The sequence below is a fragment of the Nonomuraea sp. NPDC050328 genome, assembly GCF_044459405.1.
GTDB lineage: Bacteria > Actinomycetota > Actinomycetes > Streptosporangiales > Streptosporangiaceae > Nonomuraea.
In genome coordinates this window covers 206,178-225,907 of sequence record NZ_JBITIW010000009.1, presented here as the reverse complement: position 1 = coordinate 225,907, position 19,730 = coordinate 206,178, and the positions used below count along the sequence as shown (strand labels likewise).

General features: G+C 72.4%; 20 protein-coding genes. 9 read left to right on the top strand and 11 right to left on the bottom strand.

Annotated features, from left to right (window positions below; all coding sequences use genetic code 11):
* Window positions 1–20 precede the first annotated feature (20 nt).
* The 4 genes from ACIBG7_RS30795 to ACIBG7_RS30780 form a co-directional block, all read right to left on the bottom strand.
* A complete protein-coding gene (locus ACIBG7_RS30795; RefSeq protein ID WP_018654693.1) occupies window positions 21–119 on the bottom strand; it encodes a 30S ribosomal protein bS22 in 99 nt (32 codons plus the stop codon).
* A 199-nt stretch (window positions 120–318) separates the two neighbouring features.
* Window positions 319–522: a helix-turn-helix domain-containing protein gene (locus ACIBG7_RS30790; protein ID WP_026214222.1), complete on the bottom strand. Its 204-nt coding sequence runs from the start codon at window positions 520–522 to the stop codon at window positions 319–321.
* A 312-nt stretch (window positions 523–834) separates the two neighbouring features.
* Window positions 835–1,617, bottom strand: coding sequence for a phosphatase (locus ACIBG7_RS30785; protein WP_357919738.1), 783 nt, complete (start codon window positions 1,615–1,617; stop codon window positions 835–837).
* A gap of 48 nt (window positions 1,618–1,665) precedes the next feature.
* A complete protein-coding gene (locus ACIBG7_RS30780; protein WP_357919735.1) occupies window positions 1,666–2,829 on the bottom strand; it encodes an acetoin utilization protein AcuC in 1,164 nt (387 codons plus the stop codon).
* Between the two features lie 135 nt (window positions 2,830–2,964).
* On the opposite strand from ACIBG7_RS30780, the gene ACIBG7_RS30775 reads away from it, so the two are divergent.
* From ACIBG7_RS30775 to ACIBG7_RS30755, 5 genes are all read left to right on the top strand, one after another.
* Window positions 2,965–4,041, top strand: a complete 1,077-nt coding sequence (locus ACIBG7_RS30775; RefSeq protein WP_357919732.1) for a histidine kinase — start codon at window positions 2,965–2,967, stop codon at window positions 4,039–4,041.
* A complete protein-coding gene (locus ACIBG7_RS30770) occupies window positions 4,038–4,682 on the top strand; it encodes a response regulator transcription factor (RefSeq protein ID WP_357919729.1) in 645 nt (214 codons plus the stop codon). Before ACIBG7_RS30775 ends, ACIBG7_RS30770 begins: the two co-directional genes overlap by 4 nt.
* 43 nt (window positions 4,683–4,725) lie before the next feature.
* Window positions 4,726–5,730, top strand: coding sequence for a sensor histidine kinase (locus ACIBG7_RS30765; RefSeq protein ID WP_357919726.1), 1,005 nt, complete (start codon window positions 4,726–4,728; stop codon window positions 5,728–5,730).
* An 80-nt stretch (window positions 5,731–5,810) separates the two neighbouring features.
* Entirely contained in the window at window positions 5,811–6,701 is an 891-nt protein-coding gene (locus tag ACIBG7_RS30760) for an ABC transporter ATP-binding protein (RefSeq protein ID WP_357919723.1), read from the top strand.
* On the top strand, window positions 6,698–7,450 hold the full coding sequence (locus ACIBG7_RS30755; protein WP_357919720.1) for an ABC transporter permease: 753 nt from the start codon (window positions 6,698–6,700) through the stop codon (window positions 7,448–7,450). The genes ACIBG7_RS30760 and ACIBG7_RS30755 overlap by 4 nt, the downstream gene beginning before the upstream one ends.
* Window positions 7,451–7,471: 21 nt before the next feature.
* Here ACIBG7_RS30755 and ACIBG7_RS30750 read toward each other — a convergent pair whose 3' ends face one another.
* The 6 genes from ACIBG7_RS30750 to ACIBG7_RS30725 form a co-directional block, all read right to left on the bottom strand.
* Complete coding sequence (locus ACIBG7_RS30750) at window positions 7,472–8,656, bottom strand: ABC transporter permease (protein WP_357919717.1); 1,185 nt, start codon at window positions 8,654–8,656, stop codon at window positions 7,472–7,474.
* Window positions 8,653–9,402 carry an ABC transporter ATP-binding protein gene (locus ACIBG7_RS30745; RefSeq protein ID WP_357919714.1) on the bottom strand — a complete coding sequence of 250 codons (750 nt, stop codon included), beginning with the start codon at window positions 9,400–9,402 and terminating at the stop codon, window positions 8,653–8,655. The genes ACIBG7_RS30750 and ACIBG7_RS30745 overlap by 4 nt, the downstream gene beginning before the upstream one ends.
* The gene (locus tag ACIBG7_RS30740; protein ID WP_397338470.1) at window positions 9,399–10,718 is read right to left on the bottom strand and encodes an efflux RND transporter periplasmic adaptor subunit; all 1,320 of its coding nucleotides are present in this window, start codon (window positions 10,716–10,718) and stop codon (window positions 9,399–9,401) included. The genes ACIBG7_RS30745 and ACIBG7_RS30740 overlap by 4 nt, the downstream gene beginning before the upstream one ends.
* A 37-nt stretch (window positions 10,719–10,755) precedes the next feature.
* Window positions 10,756–11,934, bottom strand: coding sequence for an MFS transporter (locus ACIBG7_RS30735; RefSeq protein ID WP_397338469.1), 1,179 nt, complete (start codon window positions 11,932–11,934; stop codon window positions 10,756–10,758).
* 132 nt (window positions 11,935–12,066) lie between these two features.
* Entirely contained in the window at window positions 12,067–12,861 is a 795-nt protein-coding gene (proC, locus tag ACIBG7_RS30730; protein WP_357919706.1) for a pyrroline-5-carboxylate reductase, read from the bottom strand.
* Window positions 12,862–12,892: 31 nt separating this feature from the next.
* Window positions 12,893–13,774, bottom strand: a complete 882-nt coding sequence (locus ACIBG7_RS30725; RefSeq protein ID WP_397338593.1) for a proline dehydrogenase family protein — start codon at window positions 13,772–13,774, stop codon at window positions 12,893–12,895.
* Window positions 13,775–13,881: 107 nt separating this feature from the next.
* On the opposite strand from ACIBG7_RS30725, the gene ACIBG7_RS30720 reads away from it, so the two are divergent.
* Window positions 13,882–14,334: a hypothetical protein gene (locus tag ACIBG7_RS30720; RefSeq protein ID WP_397338468.1), complete on the top strand. Its 453-nt coding sequence runs from the start codon at window positions 13,882–13,884 to the stop codon at window positions 14,332–14,334.
* A 6-nt stretch (window positions 14,335–14,340) separates the two neighbouring features.
* Here ACIBG7_RS30720 and ACIBG7_RS30715 read toward each other — a convergent pair whose 3' ends face one another.
* Window positions 14,341–16,659 (bottom strand): glycoside hydrolase family 2 protein, encoded by a 2,319-nt coding sequence (locus tag ACIBG7_RS30715; protein ID WP_397338467.1) that lies wholly within the window; start codon window positions 16,657–16,659, stop codon window positions 14,341–14,343.
* Window positions 16,660–16,739: 80 nt separating this feature from the next.
* Here ACIBG7_RS30715 and ACIBG7_RS30710 point away from each other — a divergent pair, with 80 nt between their 5' ends.
* From ACIBG7_RS30710 to ACIBG7_RS30700, 3 genes are all read left to right on the top strand, one after another.
* Window positions 16,740–17,753: a LacI family DNA-binding transcriptional regulator gene (locus tag ACIBG7_RS30710; RefSeq protein ID WP_357919694.1), complete on the top strand. Its 1,014-nt coding sequence runs from the start codon at window positions 16,740–16,742 to the stop codon at window positions 17,751–17,753.
* Between the two features lie 138 nt (window positions 17,754–17,891).
* Window positions 17,892–19,121 carry a serine hydrolase domain-containing protein gene (locus tag ACIBG7_RS30705; RefSeq protein WP_397338466.1) on the top strand — a complete coding sequence of 410 codons (1,230 nt, stop codon included), beginning with the start codon at window positions 17,892–17,894 and terminating at the stop codon, window positions 19,119–19,121.
* 75 nt (window positions 19,122–19,196) lie between these two features.
* The gene (locus ACIBG7_RS30700) at window positions 19,197–19,610 is read left to right on the top strand and encodes a hypothetical protein (RefSeq protein ID WP_397338465.1); all 414 of its coding nucleotides are present in this window, start codon (window positions 19,197–19,199) and stop codon (window positions 19,608–19,610) included.
* The last annotated feature ends 120 nt before the right edge of the window (window positions 19,611–19,730 follow it).

Genomic DNA, 19,730 nt, shown 5'->3' with positions numbered 1-19,730 from the left:
GCGCCTCACAGCTACGTCCGCTACTTCTTGTTACGTCGCTGGATGCGCGTCTTCTTGAGCAGCTTGCGGTGCTTCTTCTTGGCCATCCGCTTGCGGCGCTTCTTGATGACAGAGCCCATGGGACCCCCAGGGTGATGGTTATCTACAAGTGAAACCGGTGCGCGGAGCGCACACCGGGTCACAGACTACCGGCGATCCGTGGTAGATCGCCCCCTGGGGGGTGAAGCCCGGCCACCGGAGCGGCCGGGCGTCTCACCTGGATCATGTATTCACGCCCGGTCTCGGACGAGCGCTACCCGAAGGGTCGGGGCTTTCGCCTCAACCCGCCTCGATGTAGGCCTCCCGCAGATAGTCGTGCACCGCCTGCTCCGGCACACGGAACGAGCGGCCGACCCGGATGGCCGGCAGTTCGCCCGAGTGCACCAGCCGGTACACCGTCATCTTGGACACCCTCATGACAGTGGCCACTTCTGCCACGGTCAGGAACTTCACCTCGCTGAGAGGTCTTTCGCCTGCACCCATCGGACGCCTCTTCCGCACGTGTTTCCGGGTTATCCCCACTGGTGCCATTGCTCACGCACGTGTACTGCCGTCAGCGTAAGTCGGGACTCCGAGTGCGCAAACCCCCTATTTTCCCAGTTATCGGAGCCACCTGTCAGCCGAACCAGCAAACATGCTGGCCAGCAGCCGGGCCGTGCCCCTCGCCTAAAGGTTGGAACTGTCCAACTTCGTACACATAAGAGTCGCCCGAGCCCGCCCATGAGTTGGCAAAGGGGCGACGAGCCTCTCGAAATGCAGGCGCGAAAAGACGGTATAGGGAGGACCGAATTCGACTCAACTGGCCCGTGAGGCACGTGTGACGAGGCGCTCCGCCAACGGCGCGTAATAGCGCGGCAGCACGTTGTCGTCGAGCGGGACGACCACCTCGACCTTGCCTTCGGCCTCGCCGAGGAACAGCGCGGGGTCGTTGCTGTCGGCGAAGCCCACGGTCGCCAGCCCGGCCTCGCCGGCCGCTCCGGCCCAGCCGTGGTCGGCGACGACCAGATCCGGCCGCTCGTCCCCGAGCTCGGCCAGCATGGCCTGCATGGGGGCCGGGTCGTGGGTGTGCACGAAACCGCCGCGGTCGTCGAGCATGGCCACGTCACCGAGGTAGCGGATGACCCGCCGGCGACCGAAACCCTGTCCCCAATAGCTCCAGCCCTCGGCCGGGGTCAGCAGCGTGGCACCGCGGGCCGCGGCGAACCGGGCCAGCTCCAGGTGGACGGCGAGCAGCCCGGTCGGGTGGCCGGTGGCGAACAGCAGCTTCGGGTTCGGCTTGGCCAGCGCGGCGGCCAGGCGGTCGGCCATCGCGTCGAGCGCGTCGATGGTCCGGTCGGGGTCGATGGTGTCCTGGCCGTGCCGGTGCTTGGGATCGGCGTTCACGCCGGCCGACTTGGCCATCAGCGCGAGGATGTCGCGGAAGGACCACGCCTGCTCGACGCTCAGGCCGAAGGTGTAGTGCGGGTCGCGGTTGGCCAGCGACGCGTAGTGGTCGAGGTTGTTCTCCCGCGGAGTCGCGACCTCGCCGGCGATCCGGGTGCGGATCAGGTGCTCGCGGAGTTCGTCGCGGCTGAGCACGGGTGTCCTCTCCTTCTTCGACTCTCGACTCTCGACGACCTGGGCGGCCTAGGGCTGCGGGTCGAGCCCGTGGAAGGGGAAGACGGCGGTCCGGGTCGCCATGATCGCCCGGTCGATGGGATCCGCTGGATCATAACCATCGGCGAAGTCCTGAAATTCCGGGACACGGCCGTCGGTCATGGTCAACGGGGGCGCCTCCCGGGTGCGCTCACGGACCATCGCCTGCCACCCGGCCCCGGTCGGCGTGCGCGGATCGAGCGGGTGCCCGGACGCCTCGGCGATGAGGTGCGTCCACGCCCGCGGCACGACCTGGACCAGCTCGTACCCGCCGCCGCCGGTGACCACCCAGCGCCCGCCGGCCGTCTCGTGCGCCAGCCGGTGCAGCTCCGCGTAGGCCGTGCGCTGGCCGTCGAGGCTGAGCATCAGGTGCGCCAGCGGGTCGAGGGCGTGGCTGTCGCAGCCGTGCTGGGTCACCAGGACGTCCGGCCGGAACTCGCGCAGCAGCGGCGGCACCACGGCGTGGAAGGCCCGCAGCCAGCCGGAGTCGCCGCAGCCGGCCGGGAGCGCCACGTTGACCGCCGAACCCTCGGCGCCCGTCTCGGCGGCCCACCCGGTGCCCGGGAAGAGCGTGCGGGGCGACTCGTGCAGGCTGATCGTCAGCACCCGCGGGTCGTCGTAGAACAGCGCCTGCACGCCGTCGCCGTGGTGGACGTCGACGTCCACGTAGGCCACCTTCTCCACGCCCTGCGCCAGCAGCCAGGCGATCGCCACGGCCGGGTCGTTGTAGACGCAGAAGCCGCTGGCCTGGCCGGCCATCGCGTGGTGGAGGCCGCCGGCGACGTTGACGGCGTGCTCCGCCGTACCCTCGAGGACCGTGCGGGCGGCGGCCAGCGAGGCGCCGGCGATCAGCGCGGAGGCCTCGTGCACGCCGGCGAAGGCGGGGTTGTCCGAGGTGCCGAGGCCCGCCGACAGGTCGGCCGCGCCGGTGGCCGAGACCCGCTTGACCGCCTCGATGTAGCCGCGCTTGTGCACCAGGGCCAGCTCGTCGTCGGTGGCGGGGGCGCAGCCGACGACCTCGACGTGGTCGAGGACGCCCAGCTCGCGGGAGAGTGCCATGGTCAGCTCGACCCGGATGGGGGCGAGAGGGTGCCCCGGTCCGAAGTCGTAGGACGTCAGGGCGTCGTCCCAGATCACCCGCGCCGGTCCGGACATGAGTCTCCCTCCTCGGTTGCTGGCGACGTTACCGCAGGCGCGACGCCTGGTGTTCACACGGGCCCGCGCATCGTGGCCGGGGGTTCACCTGAGGGAAACATCCGGGTTTCTTACGCCGTGATCTAGGCTCGGAACGTGCGCTTATGGCGATTCGCCGGCCGCGCCCGCGTGGTGGACGGCGCGCTGGCCGGGGTCCTGGTGCTGATCCCCGGGCTCGGCCTGCTGTCCGCCGCCCTGCTGGGCCCCCTCGACACCGCCCCCGGCGCCGCGTTGTTCCTGCTGGCCGCCCTCCCCCTGCTGGTACGGCGGAGCCGCCCGGTGTACACGGCGACGACTGCCGTGGCACTCGACGTCGCGGGCACGCTCACCGTCACCCCCGCGGTGATCGTCGTGGCGGTCGTCGCGCTGTACAGCCTGGCCCGCTACGCCGCCGGCCGGACCGCGCTGCTGACCGGATCGGCCCTCGCCGCCGCGTACGGCGCCGCGCAGGTCGCCGAGCACGGCCTGAACGGCCTGTCCGTCGTGCTGATCTACCTGCTCGCGCTCGGCGCGGGCTTCCTCGTCCGCAACCTGGCCGAGCTGCGCGAGCGCCGCGAGCGCGAGGAGGCCGAGGCGGCGGTGCACGCCGAGCGCCGGCGCATCGCCCGCGAGCTGCACGACGTGGTCGCCCACCATCTGAGCGTCCTGCTCGTCCTGGTCGGCGGCGCCCGCGCGGTGTGGCCGGCGGAGCAGCCCGAGGCGCTCGACGCGCTGCGGGCCGCCGAGCAGACCTCGCGCCAGGCGCTGGCCGAGATGCGCAAGCTGCTGCACGTGCTGCGGGCCGATGAGAACGGGCCCCCCGCCGGCGCCGCCGGGCTCGGTACGCTGGTCGAGCAGGCGCGGGCGGCCGGGCTGAGCGCCGGCGTGGAGGTCCGCGGCGAGCCGGTGCCGCTGCCCGCCCCGGTGGACCTGGCGGTCTACCGCATCGTGCAGGAGGCGCTCACCAACACGCGCAAGCACGCCCCCGGCGCCCGCGCGCGGGTGCGGCTGAGCTACCTGGAGGACGCGGTGGAGGTCGAGGTGCTCGACGACGGGCGCGGAGCCGAGCCGGGCGTGTCCGGCTACGGGCTGCGCGGCATGGCCGAGCGGGTGGCGCTGTGCGGCGGCAGCCTCGAGACCGGCTCTCCGGCGTCGGGCGGCTTCCGGGTGCTCGCTAGGCTGCCCCTGACATGATCAGAGTACTGCTGGCCGACGACCACGCCCTGGTGCGCACGGGCTACCGGCTGATGCTGAACGCCCAGCCGGACATCACCGTGGTGGGCGAGGCGGGCGACGGCGAGGAGGCCCACGCGCTCTGCGGCGAGCTGCGCCCGACCATCGTGATCATGGACTTGCACATGCCGCGACTGGACGGCGTCGCCGCCACCGAGCGCATCACCGCGGACTTCCCCGAGATCCGGGTGCTCGCGCTGAGCACCTTCGACCTCGACGAGAACGTGGTCGCCGCGCTGCGCGCCGGGGCCGACGGCTTCCTGCCCAAGGACATCTCCCCCGAGGAGCTCATCGAGGCGGTCCGCATCGTGCACCGCGGTGAGGCCGCCGTCGCGCCGCGGTTGCTCACCCGGCTGATCGGCACCTACGTGCGCGGCAGCCGCCCGCGCGCCGACGTGCACGGCCTCACCGGCCGGGAGCAGGAGGTGCTCGTGCTGATCGGGCGCGGCCTGTCCAACACCGAGATCGCCGGCGCGCTCGACGTCTCCCCCAGCACCGTCAAGAACCACGTGACCAGCCTGTTCGCCAAGATCGAAGTGCGGGACCGGGCGCAGGCCGTGATCGTGGCCTACGAGGCGGGACTGATCAGCCCTGGCGATTGACCGCAGGATCCAGGACGCCGTCCTCACCGGCCTGCTCGTGGCCATGGCGGTGGGGCTGGGCGTGGTCGGCTCGCAGGTGGGCGTGCGCGACGCGGTGCCGATCGCCGCGATGATGGCCGCGGCCTCGATCCCGCTGCTGGTACGGCGCAGCCACCCGCTCGTGGTGCTCGCCCTCAGCGTCGCCCTCGACCTGGCCGCGCAGGTGTGGCTGGGCACCGGCGCGACCAGCATCCAGCTCCTCATCGCGCTCTACAGCGTGGGCCGCTACACCTCCGGCCGGACCACGCTGATCGCCACCGTGCTGACCGCGGTGGTGCAGTTCATCGTCATCCTCAGGGTCGAGGACCTGCTGAGCGTGATCGTCCTGTTCGCGCTGACCGGCCTGGGGCAGCTCGTCCGGGTACGGGCCGAGCTCACCGCCCGGCGCAAGCGCGAACTCCTCGACAACGCGGTGCGCACCGAGCGCAGGCGGATCGCGCGGGAGCTGCACGACGTCGTGGCGCACCACATCAGCGTCATCAACGCGCTCGTGGGCGGGGCGCGGGCCGTCCTGCCGCCCGACCCCGGCGAGGCGCGTGAGGCACTCCTGGCGGCCGAGCAGACCTCGCGGCAGGCGCTGGCCGAGATGCGCAAGCTGCTGCACGTCCTGCGCGCCGACGGGCAGACCGAGTCGGACCTGTCCGGCATCGGGGCCGGCGACCTGCCCGCGCTGGTCGCCCAGTCCGGCAACGCCTCGCTGGAACAGCACGGCGAACCGGTGCCGCTGCCGGCCGAGGTCGACCACGCGGTCTACCGGATCGTGCAGGAGGCGCTCACCAACACGCGCAAGCACGCGCCCGGCGCGCGGGTCAGCGTGCGGCTGGAGTACCGCGCCGGCGAGGTCGAGGTCGAGGTGCTCGACGACGGCCCGGGCAGCAGCCCGGGAGCGGAGGGCTACGGGCTGGACGGCATGGCCGAGCGGGTCAGCCTGTGCGGGGGCCGCCTGGAGGCGGGGCCGCGCGCGTCCAAAGGCGGCTTCCGCGTGCACGCGCTCCTGCCCCTGGAGTAGGAGCAGGGTCCCAGGAATCGGCGCGCGGAACAGTTCCCCGGCAGGAGTCGCGAACGCCGCGAAACCGCGAACCTGGTGCCATGACGTCGATCCAGGCAACCAACCTGACCAAAAGGTACGGTCAGACCACCGCGGTGAACGGCCTGTCGTTCAGCGTCGAACCCGGTCAGGTCACCGGGTTCCTCGGACCGAACGGCGCGGGCAAGTCCACCACCATGCGCATGATCCTCGGCCTCGACCGCCCCAGCGAGGGCTCCGTCGTGGTCGACGGCCGGCCGTACGAGAAGCTGAGGCACCCGCTGCGCAAGGTGGGCGCGCTCCTGGACGCCAAGGCGGTGCACGGCGGCCGGACCGCCCGCAACCACCTGCTGGCGCTGGCCCAGAGCAACGGCCTGCCGAGGCAGCGGGTCGAGGAGGTGCTGGGCGTCGTCGGCCTCACCGAGGTCGCCAAGCGGCGCGTGGGCGGCTTCTCGCTGGGCATGTCGCAGCGGCTCGGCATCGCCGCCGCGCTGCTGGGCGACCCGGAGATCCTCATCTTCGACGAGCCGGTCAACGGGCTCGACCCCGACGGCATCCTGTGGATCCGCACGCTGATGCGGAAGCTGGCCGCCGAGGGGCGGGCGGTGTTCGTCTCCTCGCACCTGATGAGCGAGATGGCGCAGACCGCCGACCATCTGATCGTGATCGGCCGCGGGTCGCTGATCGCCGACACCAGCGTCGAGGAGTTCATCGGGCGCAGCTCGCAGGGGTACGTGCGGGTGCGGTCGCCCCGGCTGGCGGAGTTCGCCGCGTTGCTGCCGCAGGCCGAGCCGTACCACGACCACCTGCGGGTGACCGGCACGCCGGCGCTGGAGATCGGCCGCCTGGCCGCGCAACGCGGCTTGGAGCTGGAGGAGCTGACCTTCGTGCAGCCCACGCTGGAGGCGGCCTACATGGAGCTGACCAAGGACAGTCTGGAGTTCACGTCATGATCGACATCCTGCGTTCCGAATGGACCAAGCTGCGCTCGGTGCGCTCCACCATGTGGACCTTCATCGTGGCGGCCGTGCTCATGATCGGGTTCTGCGTGCTGATCTCCATCGCCGCGCTGTCCACGAACGAGCCCCTGGACGGCTTCGACGCCTTCGACTCCAGCATGGGCGGCTCGGTGTTCGCCTCGATCGCGCTGGCGACGCTGGGCGTGCTGAGCGTCTCCAGCGAGTACCGCACCGGGATGATCCGCACCTCGCTCCAGGCGGTGCCGCAGCGGCTCAGCCTGCTGGCGGGCAAGGTGCTCGTGTTCACCGCGGTCACCCTGGTCTACAGCGTGATCCTCAGCTTCGCCAGCTTCTTCACCGGCATGGCGATCCTGGCGCGGGAGAACATGGAGACCACGCTCGGCGCTCCAGGCGTGCTGCGCGCGCTGATCGGCACGGCCCTGCTGCTCACCGCCAGCGGCCTGTTCGGGCTGGCGCTCGGCTCGCTCATCCGGCACAGCCCCGGTGCCATCGTCACCGCGATCAGCATGATCCTCATCGTGCCGCAGCTCACCAACCTGCTGCCCGGCGAGTGGGGGCGCACGGTCAACGAGTACATGACGACCAACGCCGGCAACCTGGTCGCGCTCGTGGAGCCGCGGGCCGGCGCGATGGGGCCGTGGGAGGGGTTCGCCGTCTACCTGGCCTGGATCGCGGCGGTCGCCATCGCCGGGGCGGTCCTGCTCAAGAAGCGCGACGCGTGAGCCTCAGGTGGATCACGGGCGTCACTCGGCCCTGAGCGCGACCACGGGGTCGAGGCGGCCGGCGCGGCGGGCGGGGGCGACCCCGAAGAAGACGCCGACCGCCGCCGACACCCCGAAGGCGAGCACGATCGACCACCAGGTGATCGAGGCGGGCACCGGGGTGAGCGCCTGGATGGCCAGCGAGCCGCCCACCCCGAGCGCGATCCCCGCCAGCCCGCCGATCGTGGTCAGCAACACCGCCTCGATCAGGAACTGCGCCAGGATGTCACGCTGCCGGGCGCCCAGCGCCTTGCGCAACCCGATCTCGCGGGTGCGCTCCCGGACGCTGACCAGCATGATGTTCGACACCCCGACCCCGCCCACCAGCAGGGAGATCCCGGCGATGGCGGCCAGCACCCCGGTGAGCATGCCGAGGATGCTGCCGATGGTGCCGAGCAACTGGGTCTGGGTGACCGCCGAGAACTGCTCGCCCGGATGCCGCTCGCGCAGCGCGCTCAAAACCCGCTCCTGCAGCGGCGCGATCTCGTCCGGGCCGCTGGCGCCGACCGCCATGCCGTTGATCCTGGACAGCCCCAGCAGCCGCTGGGCGGTGGTCACCGGCATGTGCACCTCGGCGTCGCGGGCCACCCCGAAGGTCGCGCCGACGGTGGCGTAGACGCCCACCACGCGAAAGCGCGCCCCCGAGATCGAGACCTGGCGGCCGATCGGGTCGAGGTCGCCGAAGAGTCTGTCGGCCACCTCCGAGCCGAGGACGGTCACCCGCCGCCTGGTGTCCACGTCGGTCCCGCTCAGGTGGCGGCCACGGGCGAGCGGGCGGTCGAAGATGTTCGGCAGGTTCTCGTCGGTGCCCACCACGGTGGCGAACCGCTCGGCGCGGCCGGCCCGCACGGTCTCCCCGGACTGCAGGGAGACGGTGACCTTGGCCGGATTGCCCACGACGCGGCGCACGTAGGCCACGTCGGTCAGGTCGAGCCGGCTCTGCGTGGGCGCGGCGCCGGTGGTGAGCTGGCCGGGCACGACCAGGATGATGTTGCTGCCCAGCCCGGCGATCTCCCGCTCGACGGCGTTCTTCGCGCCCGTGCCGATGGAGACCAGGATCACCACCGACAACACGCCGATGATCACGCCGAGCATGGTCAGCAGCGAGCGCATCCGGTTGACCCGCAGCGCCTCCAGCGCCATCAGGAACGCCTCGCGCGACCTCACGCCGGCTCCCCGGTGTCGAGCTCGATCAGCCCGTCGCGCACGTGGATCTGGCGGCGGGCGTGCGCGGCCACCTCGGCCTCGTGCGTCACCAGGACGACGGCGACGCCGCGCTCGCCGTTGAGCTCGTCGAGGATGCGCATCACCTCGGCGCCGTTGCGGGTGTCCAGGTTGCCGGTCGGTTCGTCGGCCAGCAGGACGGCGGGCTCCCCCACCAGGGCGCGGGCGATGGCCACGCGCTGTTGCTCGCCGCCGGACATCTGCGAGGGGCGGTGCTCCAGCCGGTGTCCCAGCCCCACCGACTCCAGCGCCGCCCGTGAGCGCCGCAGCCGCTCGGCCTTGGGGACGCCTCGGTAGACCAGTGGCAGGGCCACGTTCTCCAGGGCGGAGGTACGGCCCAGCAGATGGAAGGACTGGAAGACGAAGCCGATGGTCCGGTTGCGGAGCTCGGCCATCTCGGTGTCGGTCAGGGCGGCCACCTCGACCCCGTTGATCCGCAGCGAGCCCGTGGTCGGGCGGTCCAGGCAGCCCAGCAGGTGCATCAGGGTGGATTTGCCCGAGCCCGAGGGGCCGACGATCGCCACGAACTCGCCCCGGGCGATGCGCAGGCTCACCCCGCGCAGGGCCTCCACCGAGACGCCGTCCAGTTGGTAGGAGCGGGCGAGATCCACCGCCTCGATCGCCGCCAGACCGGCCTCGTCAGGTGCCGGAACCGCGGGCGCCGGGGTGGGCTCGGGGTCGGGGGTCATGAGAGGGTCTGGCCTTGCCGTACCGAGTCCGCGCCCTTGACCACCACGCGCTCGCCCGCGGTCAGCCCGCTGATCACCTCGACCAGGGTGTCCCCCTGCGCGCCCAGCTTGACGACCCGGCGCTCGGCCCGGCCGTCGCGCACGGCCCAGACCACGCTGTCCCGCCCGCTGGTGACGATCGCGGAGGCCGGGACGGCGACCGCGCCGCGCGCCTCCCGCACCGGGATCTGCGTCACCGCGCTCATCCCCGGCTTGGGGACCGGCGCGGCCGAGCCGTCGTCGAAGACGCCCTCACCCAGGGCGAGCCGGACCGGGTAGCTCACCCCGCCGGTGGTGTTCTGCTCGGGCGTGACCCCCACGGCCTGCACCTGCGCGGTGTAGGTCGCCCCCTGCACCGCGTCGAGCTCGACCTCGGCCCGCACGCCCGGCTTCACCAGCAGCACGTCGGTCTCGTCGATGTCGGCGGCCAGGGTCAGCTCGGAGATGTCGGTGACCGTGACGATCGTGTCGCCCGCCGACACCGGGACCCCGGTCGCCACCGGCACCCCGCCGCCCCCGCTGGACGGTACGGCGGGCAGTTGCTGGCCGAGCAGGCTGCTGAGCGCGCTCGGCGCCCCCGACGAGCCACCGGAGCTGCTGCCCAGCGTGACCACGCCGGAGAAGGGCGCCTTGATGGTCAGCCCCGCGACGGTCTGCTCGGCCAGCTTCACCGCGGACCTGGCCTGCGCGGTCGAGGCGGCCTGCAACGAGCGCATCGAGGTGGCGAACCCGCCGCTGACCTGGGTGACGAGGCCGCCGATGCTGCGGTTGAGATCGGCCATGATGCGGTCGAGCGCCCGGGTCTGGGCCCGGTGCTGCGCCTCGGCCAGCCGGATCGCGGCCAGGAGCTGGCGGCGCACCCGGGTGTCCTTGATCTTGCCCGCCTCGGCGCGGGCCTTGGCGAAGTGCCGGGAGACGTGCCCGCCGAAGGAAGGCACCTTGATCGCCGCGGGTGCGGCCACGGACGGCACGCGGGGCGGCCTGGCCGCGCGGCGGGCCTGCTTGAGCTCCTCGGTGGCCTGCGGAGAGCTGATCTTCGCCAGGATCTGGCCCTTGCGGACGCGGTCGCCCTCCTGGACGTACAGCTTGGTGAGCGTGCCCTGCGCCGGCGAGCGTAAGGCCGCCGTCGCCCGGGCGCCGATGGTGGCCGGCGCCTCGACCACCTCCAGCACGTCGCCCCGGCCCACCTCCGCCACCTGGATCTGCGGCTGCTCCTCCGCGGAGCAACCGGCCAGCGCGGCTAACAACACGGCGGTCAACACCCGGCGTCGGATCACGACCTCATCGTAGGAGCCCGGTTCGCCGGTCGCCCGTTCAGGCGGGCACTCGCGCCAGCCGCCGGATCTGCGGTACGGCCAGCAGCACCACGCACCCCACGAGCGCCACGGCCGAGGAGAAGGCCATGACCTGCGCGGCCCCGAAGATCCCGCCCACCGGACCCGCCAGCGCCTGCCCGATCGGCATCGACACGATCGAGCCGGCGATCTCGAAGGCGCTGACCCGGTTGAGCGCCTCAGGCGGCACCTGCGTCTGGATGCTGGTCGCCCACATCACCGACCAGAACGCCCAGCCCACCCCGCCGAGCACGTGCCCGGCCATGATGACCCACAGCGGCGCCTGCACGGCCATGCTCAGCGGTTGCAGCGCGAACAGCAACATCCCGGCGGCCCCCGCCGCCAGGGGCCGGGCCGGCCGCACCCGGAGCGCGATCAGGCCGCCGATGATCGTCCCGGCGCCGCCCGCGGACAGCACCAGGCCATAGGCCGTCTGCCCGTAGGCGCCCTTGACCAGCTCGACGCCGAGCGGGATGAGCGGGCCGAACAGGGTGATCCCGAAGATCGCCCAGATCAGGATGACGGCCCACATCCAGGTGCGTGACTTGAACTCCTGCCAGCCCTCGCGCAGCCGTACCAGCACCGGCTCCTCGCCGGTGACCCGCACGCGGGCGCGCATGAGCAGCAGGCACAGCGCGCTGGCCGCGAACCCGGCCGCCTCGATGCCGAACACCACGCCCGCGCCCGCCAGGCTCACCAGCAACCCGGCCAGACCCGGTCCGGCGAGCTGCATGATCGACTCGGCGACCTTGAGCGCGGCGTTGGCGCGTTGCACGTCGCCGGTGATGCGCGGGATCGTTCCAGCCACGCCCGGGGTGAACATCGCGGCGGCGGCTCCCGAGATCGCGGTGAGCACCAGGACCTGCCACAGCACCGGGTGGCCGGTCAGGAACAGGGTGGCGATCGCCGCCTGGGTCAGCGTCCGGGCCACGTCCGCGCCGACCATCATCCTGCGCGGGGTGAACCGGTCGGCGAAGACCCCGCCGAACAGGATCAGCCCGGCCACCGGCAGCATCCACGCCGCCAGCGCCAGCCCCACCCCGGTCGCGCCGTACCCCGCCGCGTCCATCCCCAGCGCCGTCGCCACCGGGACCATCGCACTGCCCAGCATGGAGACGGTCCGGGCGGCGAAGAACAGCCGGAAATCCCTGGTCCACATGGGGACTGATAGTAAACCTTACTAAAAGTCCCGCCCCTACCAGCGGCTAGCGGGAGCCACGGTGGACAGCGCCCCCCTCACCATGCGACGAGCACCCCCTACGGCGGACCATGCCTCTGCCCAGACGCCGGCTCACCCGCTGGCGAGCTCCCGCCCCCGATCCCGAGCCGCCTCGATGGCCGCCAGAAACGCCGCCCGAACGCTGTGCCGCTCAAGCTCGGCAATGGCCGCGATGGTCGTCCCCCCAGGCGAGGTGACCGCCTCCCGAAGGATGACCGGATGCTCCCCCGAGTCCCGAAGCATAATCGCCGCCCCCACGATCGACTGCGTGACCATGTCCAACGCCGCCGCCCGCGGCATCCCCAACAGGATCCCCGCGTCGACCATGGCCTCGACCAGGTAGAAGAAGTACGCCGGCCCACTCCCCGACAACGCCGTCGCCGCGTCCTGCTGCGACTCGGGGATCCGCAGCACCTTGCCCACCGGCTTGAGCAGCGCCTCGGTGAGCCGCAGGTGCTCCTCCCCGGCGTGCGCCCCCGCCGAGATGACGCTCATCGCCTCGTCGAAGCGGATCGGCGTGTTCGACATGACCCGCACCACCGGCACCTCCGCGCCGAGCGCCTGCTCGACGAAGGCGGTGGTGATGCCCGCCGCCGCGGAGACGACCAGCCGGCCGGCGGGGACGTAGGGCGCGATCTCGGCCAGCAGGGCCGCCATGTCCTGCGGCTTGACCGCCAGGATCAGCGTGTCGGCGCTCTTGGCCGCCTCGGTGTTGGGCACCACGCGCACGCCGTACGTCTCGTGCAGCGCCTGCGCCCGTTCCTGCCGGCGGGCCGTGGCCAGGATGTCGCCCGGCTTGAACCCCGCGCGCAGCAGACCGGAGAGCAGGGCCTCGCCCATCTTGCCGGTTCCGAGGATCGCAATCATGTCCGCAGCATAGCGGCGGCGTGTGCGGCGCTCAGCCGCGCGTCAGCAGGGAGCGGAGGAAGAAGCGCAGGTTGGCGGGGCGTTCGGCGATCCTGCGCATGAGGTAGGCGTACCAGTCGTCGCCGTAGGGGACGTAGACGCGCATCTTCGCGCCCTGGCGCGCGAGCCGTACCTGCTCGTCGGGACGCACGCCGTACAACATCTGGTACTCGAAGCCGGTCTGGTCGCGGCCGTGCAGGACGGCGAGCGTCGCGGCCAGTTCGATGAGGCGCGGGTCGTGCGTGGCGATCATGGGGTAGCCGGACCCGGCCATGAGCACGCGCATGCAGCGCACGAAGGAGCGGTCGATGTCGGCGGGCCTGCGGAGGCCGCCGGGGGCCTCGTAGGCGCCCTTGCAGAGCCGTACCCGCGCCCCTTCGACCCGCGCGCACAGCTCGGCCGCGCCCGGCAGGTACGCCTGGACGACGATGCCGACCGACGGGTGCTCCTTGCGCAGGGTCGAGTGCACCGACGCCTGGGCCTCGATGGTGTCGTGCTCCTCGGCGTCGAGGGTGACGGTGATGCCGTGCGCGGCGGCGGCCTCGCAGACGGAGGCGGCGTTGTCGAGCGCGAGCTGCTCGGACAGCCGCAGGCCGAGGGCGGTGAGCTTGACCGACACGTCGGAGCCGGGCTCCAGCCGCTCCAGCAGGGTCAGGTAGGCGCGGACCTCGCGCTCGGCCTCGACCCGGTCGCGCACCTCCTCGCCCAGGTGGTCGACGGTGACCTCCAGGCCGCGGTCCATCAGCTCGCGCACCACGGCGCCGACGTCGTCGGCCACGTAGCGGCGCACCACGCCGCGGGTCAGGGGCGAGCTCTTGAGCATCCGCTCGGCCCGCTCGTCGCGCGAGACGGCCAGCAGGACCTGCCGCAGCACAGAGGACACAGGCTCACCATAACCGGCGGTTCTGGCCGATGAACCGGGCGACATCCGGATCCGTCCTAGGAGATATGCGCAGAGCAACGCTTCTCGCCGGATGTCTGATGCTGGCCGTCGGATGCGGCACGACGCCCGGGGGCGCCTCCTCCGCGGCGCCGGCCACCTCCGCCGCCGACACCGGATCGCCCACCTCGCCCGACACCGCGGTGAGCACCACCGCCGGGGCCAGCGGCCAGGTCCCGACCGGCAAACCGGAACCGGTCAAGCCCGTGGGCGACACGATCAACCCCCGCAAGATCCCCTTCACCACCGCCAAGCCCGTCTCGGGCGGCAAGGCGGTGCGGCTGGTGTGGTGGTCGGGCGTCGCGCCCTGTTCCGTGCTCGACCGGGTGACGGTCAAGGAGACGGCCAAGCGGGTGACGATCACCCTCTACGAGGGACCGGCCCGCAAGGCGAAGAACACGAGCTGCATCATGATCGCGGTGGAGAAGACCTACACCGTGAAGCTCAAGAAGCCGCTCGGGAACCGGAAGATCGTGGACGGCGCCAAGCCCTGAGCCCCGTCACGGCCGGGCTTCGTTGACGCAGCGCAGGACCGGGTGGCCGATCAGGGCGGCCGCGTCCAGCTCGCGTTCTGTGACCACGTGGAAGGTGACCGACTCGCCGGGCAGCAGCGTGACGAGCTGCTCGTCCACGGTGGCCGCCGGGTCGAGCCGGTCGGGGAAGAGCGCCAGCTCCCGCAGCAGGGTCCGGGCGGTGACGGTGACCGCCACCCCGCCCGGCTCCGCCGTCACGCGCGTGTCGTAGGCGGCGACCGGCAGGCCCGCCTGGGGGTCCTCGGCGAGGAAGTGCAACCGGCGGTGCTCACCCAGGGTGATCGCCACCAGGCCGGCGTCCGGCCCGTCGAGCAGCGGGACGACGGCCGTGGAGCGCGCCGGCACCTCGACGGCCACCCTGTCCTCGGCCAGCGTCTCGCCGTCGACGGTCAGCCTTCGCTGCTCCAGCTCGCCGGACCACACCTCGGGCGAGTCGTTGACCACGACGACCTCGCCCTCACGCACGGTGAGCAGCCGCTCGGCGTAGACGCGGCGCAACGCGTACCACAGCGGCTTGCGCCGCCCGCCGCCGTCCACCGCCGCCCACGACACGACCGGCCAGCAGTCGTTGAGCTGCCACACGATCGTGCCCGTGCAGGCGGGCGACTGGGCGCGGAAGTGCTCGATGCCGAAGGCGACCGCGCGCGCCTGGTTGACCTGGGTGAGGTAGTGCCAGTCGTCGAAGTCGCGCGGCTGCGGCAGGTGCTCGCCCAGGCCGCGCAGCAACTTCTGCTCGCCGTCGACCGCCTTCTGGTGTCCTACCGGCGGCTCCTGCGAGCTGCCCTCGCGCAGGGTCGCGTGCGTGGGCGGGCCCTGGAAGCCGAACTCGGCGACGAAGCGCGGCCGGTAGGCGGCGTAGCGGGTGTAGTCCTCGCAGTTCCAGACGTCCCAGATGTGGATCGTTCCGCGCGCCGGGTCGTTCGGCGGCAGGTCCGGCGCACCCGAGTAGGGGCTGCCCGGCCAGTACGGGCGGGTCGGGTCGAGCTCGGCGACCACCTTGGGCAGCAGGTCGAAGTAGAAGCCTGCGCCCCAGGACCGCTCGCCCAGCGTCTCCTTCCAGCCCCAGTCCGCGTGGCCCTCGATGTTCTCGTTGTTGCCGCACCACAGCACCAGGCTGGGCCGGGCGCTGAGCCGCGCCACCTGCTCGCGCGCCTCGGCCTCGACCTCGCTCGCGAACGGCTCCTCCTCCGGGTAGGCCGCGCAGGCGAACGGGAAGTCCTGCCAGACCAGCAGGCCGAGCTCGTCGGTCAGGTCGTAGAAGTCGTCGCTCTCGTAACGGCCGCCGCCCCAGACGCGCACCAGGTTGACGTTGGCCTCGGTGGCCTGGGACAGCCGGGTCGCCAGCCGCTCGCGGGTCAGCCGGGAGGGGAAGCAGTCGTCGGGGATCCAGTTGACGCCGCGCACCGCGACCGGCGTGCCGTTGACCACGATCGTGAACGCGCCGCCGGTCTGGTCGACGCGCACGTCGCGGAAGCCGATCCGCCGGTGCTCGACCTGCTCGCCCAGGCGCACGGTCAGGTCGTAGCGGTACGGCTCGCCGTACCCGCGGGGCCACCACAGCCGCGGCTCGGGCACCTGGAGCCGGAGCACGCCCTCCCCCGCGACCTCGGCGGCGACCGTGACCCCGGCCACCTCGGCGGTGACCGTGCCCGTGCCCGCCACGACGACGTGCACCTCGACCCGGCCGTCGCCGTGCACCAGCGGCCGGACCTGCGCCAGCCGCGCCCCGCTCCAGCTCTCCAGCCCGATCGGCTGCCAGATGCCCGAGGTGACCAGCGTGGGTCCCCAGTCCCAGCCGAAGTTGCAGGCCATCTTCCTGATGAACTGGTACGGCTCGGCATACGCACCCGGCCGCTCGCCCAGCTCGGCCCGCCTCGCCTCGGCATAGCCGTACGGCGAGGCGAACCGCACCTCAAGCGTGTTGACCCCCTCGGCGAGCAGGTGCCGCACCGGGAAGCGGTAGGAGCGGTGCTGGTTGGCCGTGCCGCCCACCTCGACGCCGTTGAGCGTGATCGTGGCCACGGTGTCGAGCCCGGCGCAGACCAGGTCGGTGTGCTCGTGCTCGTCGCCGGTCCAGGTGAACTCGGTCCGGTAGAGCCAGTCCGTGCGGCCGATCCAGCCCAGCCGGCTCTCGTTGTCGTCGAGGTAGGGGTCCTCGATCAGCCCCGCGGCCAGCAGGTCGGTGTGCACGCAGCCGGGTACGGCGGCGGGCACGCCGGTGATCCGGACGTCCTCCGAGACGGCCGAGAGGGTCCAGCCGTCGTGCAGCGGACGGTGAGTGCTCAACGTGGCTCTCCTACGTTACTTAACCGGATAAGCGAGTAGCCCCTACGATAAGGCCACGCTCGACTCGACGGAGGGGCCAGGTGAAGCGACCCACGATCGCCGACATCGCCCGGCACGCCGGCGTGTCCAAGGTGGCGGTCTCCTACGCGCTCAACGGGCGGCCGGGCGTCTCCGCGTCGACCCGCGCCCGCATCCTCGCCATCGCCGGCGAGATCGGCTGGCGGCCCAACAGCGCCGCCCGCGCGCTCAACGACAACCGCGCCGGCGCCCTCGGCCTGGTCCTGCGCCGCCCGGCGCGCACGCTCGGCGTGGAGCCGTTCTTCATGGAGCTGATCAGCGGCATCGAGGACGAGCTCTCCGCCCGCTCCCACGCGCTGCTCCTCCAGGTCGCCCGCGACCACGACGAGGAGATCGAGCTGTATCGCCGCTGGTGGGGCGAGGGCCGCATCGACGGCGCGATCCTCGTCGACCTCAGCGCGGACGACCCGCGCGTCCCGGTCGTCGAGGCGCTGCACCTGCCCGCGGTCGTCATCGGCCACCCGTCGGCCTCCGGCTCCCTCACCGCCGTCTGGTCCGACGACCGCGCCGCCATCCGCGAGACCGTCCACCATCTCGCCGCCCTCGGCCATCGCCGCCTCGGCCGGGTGGCCGGGCTGCCCCTGCTCGTCCACACCCGGCAGCGCGACCGCGCCTTCGCCGAGACCTGCGCGGCGCTGGGCCTCGACGAGCCCGTCGTCGTCCACACCGACTACACCGGCGAGGAAGGCGCGCGCGCCACCCGCCGCCTGCTCACCACGCCCCGGCGGCCGACCGCGATCGTGTACGACAACGACATCATGGCCGTCGCCGGGCTCTCCGTGGCCCAGGAGATCCCGCTCGACGTGCCCGGCGAGCTGTCCCTCGTCGCCTGGGACGACTCGCCGCTGTGCCGGGTCGTCCGCCCTCCGCTGACCGCCCTCAGCCGCGACATCCCCGCGTACGGCATGCAAGCCGCCCGCACCCTCCTGGCCCTCGTCTCCGGCGAGCACGCCACGCACGTCGAGGCCCCCGCCGCCCGCCTGACCTCCCGCGGAAGCACCGCCCGCCCCGCCTGATCCCGTGTCAGGCCCCGTATCAGGCGCCGTGTCAGCCCGGCGACGGCCCGGTGTCAGGACGGGCGGCGACAGTAGTCGACATGCAGCACCGGCCGGCGACGAAGCGGCCGGCGAACCGACTACTCAGGAGCTTTCCTCATGCGACAGAACGTGAACGACTTCACCGGCAACGGCCTCGACAAGGTGTACGACGTGCTGGCCCGCGCCGTCGACTCCGGCAAGATCCCCGGAGTGGTCGCCCTGGTCGGCCGCGGCGACCAGACCCACGTGGCCGCGCTCGGCACCATGCGCCACGAGGGCGGCGCCCCGATGAGCCGCGACACCATCTTCCGTATGGCCTCGACCTCCAAGCCGGTGACGATGGCGGCGGGGATGATCCTGCTCGACGAGTGCCGGCTGCGCCTGGACGACCCGGTCGACCCGTGGCTGCCCGAGCTCGCCGACCGCCAGGTGCTGCGCCGGATCGACAGCCCGCTGGACGACACCGTCCCGGCCCGCCGGCCGATCACCGTCCGGGACGTGCTGACCTCCACCTTCGGCCTCGGCATGGACATCACCTCGCTGGGCGCCCCGATCATGGGCGCGATCTTCGAGCGCGGCCTCACCCCCGACGGGCCGACGCCGATGCCCGAGCCCGACGAGTGGATGCGCCGCCTCGGCGAGCTGCCGCTGATGGCCCAGCCGGGCGAGCGCTGGCAGTACCACATCAGCAACGACCTGCTCGGCGTGCTGGTCGCCCGGGTGACCGGGCAGTCGTTCGAGTCCTTCCTGCGCGAGCGCCTCTTCGAGCCGCTGGGCATGCGGGACACCGGCTTCGACGTGCCCGCCGACAAGATCGACCGGCTGCCCCCGCTCTACGCCCCCGACGCCGCGACCGGCGAGTTCCACATCTGGGACGAGGCCGAGGGCGGACGGCACAGCAAGCCCCCGGCGTTCCAGGGCGGTGGCGGCGGACTGGTCTCGACCGTGGACGACTTCAACGCCTACTTCCGCATGCTGCTCAACGGCGGGGTGCACCAGGGCGAGCGGATCCTGTCCCGGCCGGCCGTCGAGCTCATGACCACCAACCGCCTCACCCCCGAGCAGAACGCCGCCCGCAACGCCATGGCCACCCAGAACGTTCACCTGTCCTTCGGCCAGGGCCAGCACGGCGGCTGGGGCCTGGGCATGGCCGTCCGCACCTACCGCGGCGACTACGCCCCGGTCGGCCAGTTCGGCTGGGACGGCGGCAGCGGCACCACCGCCCACGCCGACCCCGCCAACCAGCTCACCGGTTTCCTGCTCACCCAGGTCGGCATGACCGTGCCGGACTCGACCCGCCTGATCCACGACTTCTGGACCACCGTCTACCAGTCCCTCCACGCCTGACCCCCACTCCCTCCAGACCCCTGTAACTCGCCCCCTCCTATTCAGACCCCCTTGAACCCGACAGGAGCCACCACCATGTCCGTCACCCTCGCCCTCACCGCCCAGGACAAGAGCACCCTCCGCAGCGCCGCCTACGGCGCCGTCTCCCTGATCGCCGCCGCGGACGCCGTGGGCAAGCCGCACAAGGCCGCCACCCGCGGCTCGCTCACCCTGGCCGCCGCCACCGGCCCGATCGGGCACGTGCTCGCCGCGAAGACCAACGACCTCGACCTGTCCGGCCGATCGGCCGCCGCCCTCGCCGACCACGTCCTGCCCGCCCTCACCCAGGCCGTCCGCCTCCTCGACACCCAGGACCCGACCCTGGCCGCCGACTACCGGGCCACCGTCCTGACCGCCGTCGAGGCCGCCGCCGGCACCCACCACGACCGCCCCGGCCCCGTCGTGGCCGACATGATCCGCAAGATCACCGGAGCGCTCGACGCCGCGTGAACCCGCCGACGAGACTCCACCGTGTCACCGAGGTCCACCCCGGACCTCGGTGACACACCCATGTGCGGACCTCTCGAAGGAGCGCCACGCCCGACGCCGCCCACCCCGGCGGTCTCCACG

Coding starts and splice junctions, on each gene's coding strand:
- ACIBG7_RS30795 (WP_018654693.1), bottom strand. CDS start 119: ATGGGCTCTGTCATCAAGAAGCGCCGCAAGCGGATGGCCAAGAAGAAG.
- ACIBG7_RS30790 (WP_026214222.1), bottom strand. CDS start 522: ATGGGTGCAGGCGAAAGACCTCTCAGCGAGGTGAAGTTCCTGACCGTG.
- ACIBG7_RS30780 (WP_357919735.1), bottom strand. CDS start 2,829: ATGTCCGGACCGGCGCGGGTGATCTGGGACGACGCCCTGACGTCCTAC.
- ACIBG7_RS30770 (WP_357919729.1), top strand. CDS start 4,038: ATGATCAGAGTACTGCTGGCCGACGACCACGCCCTGGTGCGCACGGGC.
- ACIBG7_RS30765 (WP_357919726.1), top strand. CDS start 4,726: ATGGCGGTGGGGCTGGGCGTGGTCGGCTCGCAGGTGGGCGTGCGCGAC.
- ACIBG7_RS30760 (WP_357919723.1), top strand. CDS start 5,811: ATGACGTCGATCCAGGCAACCAACCTGACCAAAAGGTACGGTCAGACC.
- ACIBG7_RS30755 (WP_357919720.1), top strand. CDS start 6,698: ATGATCGACATCCTGCGTTCCGAATGGACCAAGCTGCGCTCGGTGCGC.
- ACIBG7_RS30745 (WP_357919714.1), bottom strand. CDS start 9,402: ATGACCCCCGACCCCGAGCCCACCCCGGCGCCCGCGGTTCCGGCACCT.
- ACIBG7_RS30735 (WP_397338469.1), bottom strand. CDS start 11,934: ATGTGGACCAGGGATTTCCGGCTGTTCTTCGCCGCCCGGACCGTCTCC.
- proC (WP_357919706.1), bottom strand. CDS start 12,861: ATGATTGCGATCCTCGGAACCGGCAAGATGGGCGAGGCCCTGCTCTCC.
- ACIBG7_RS30720 (WP_397338468.1), top strand. CDS start 13,882: ATGCTGGCCGTCGGATGCGGCACGACGCCCGGGGGCGCCTCCTCCGCG.
- ACIBG7_RS30705 (WP_397338466.1), top strand. CDS start 17,892: ATGCGACAGAACGTGAACGACTTCACCGGCAACGGCCTCGACAAGGTG.
- ACIBG7_RS30700 (WP_397338465.1), top strand. CDS start 19,197: ATGTCCGTCACCCTCGCCCTCACCGCCCAGGACAAGAGCACCCTCCGC.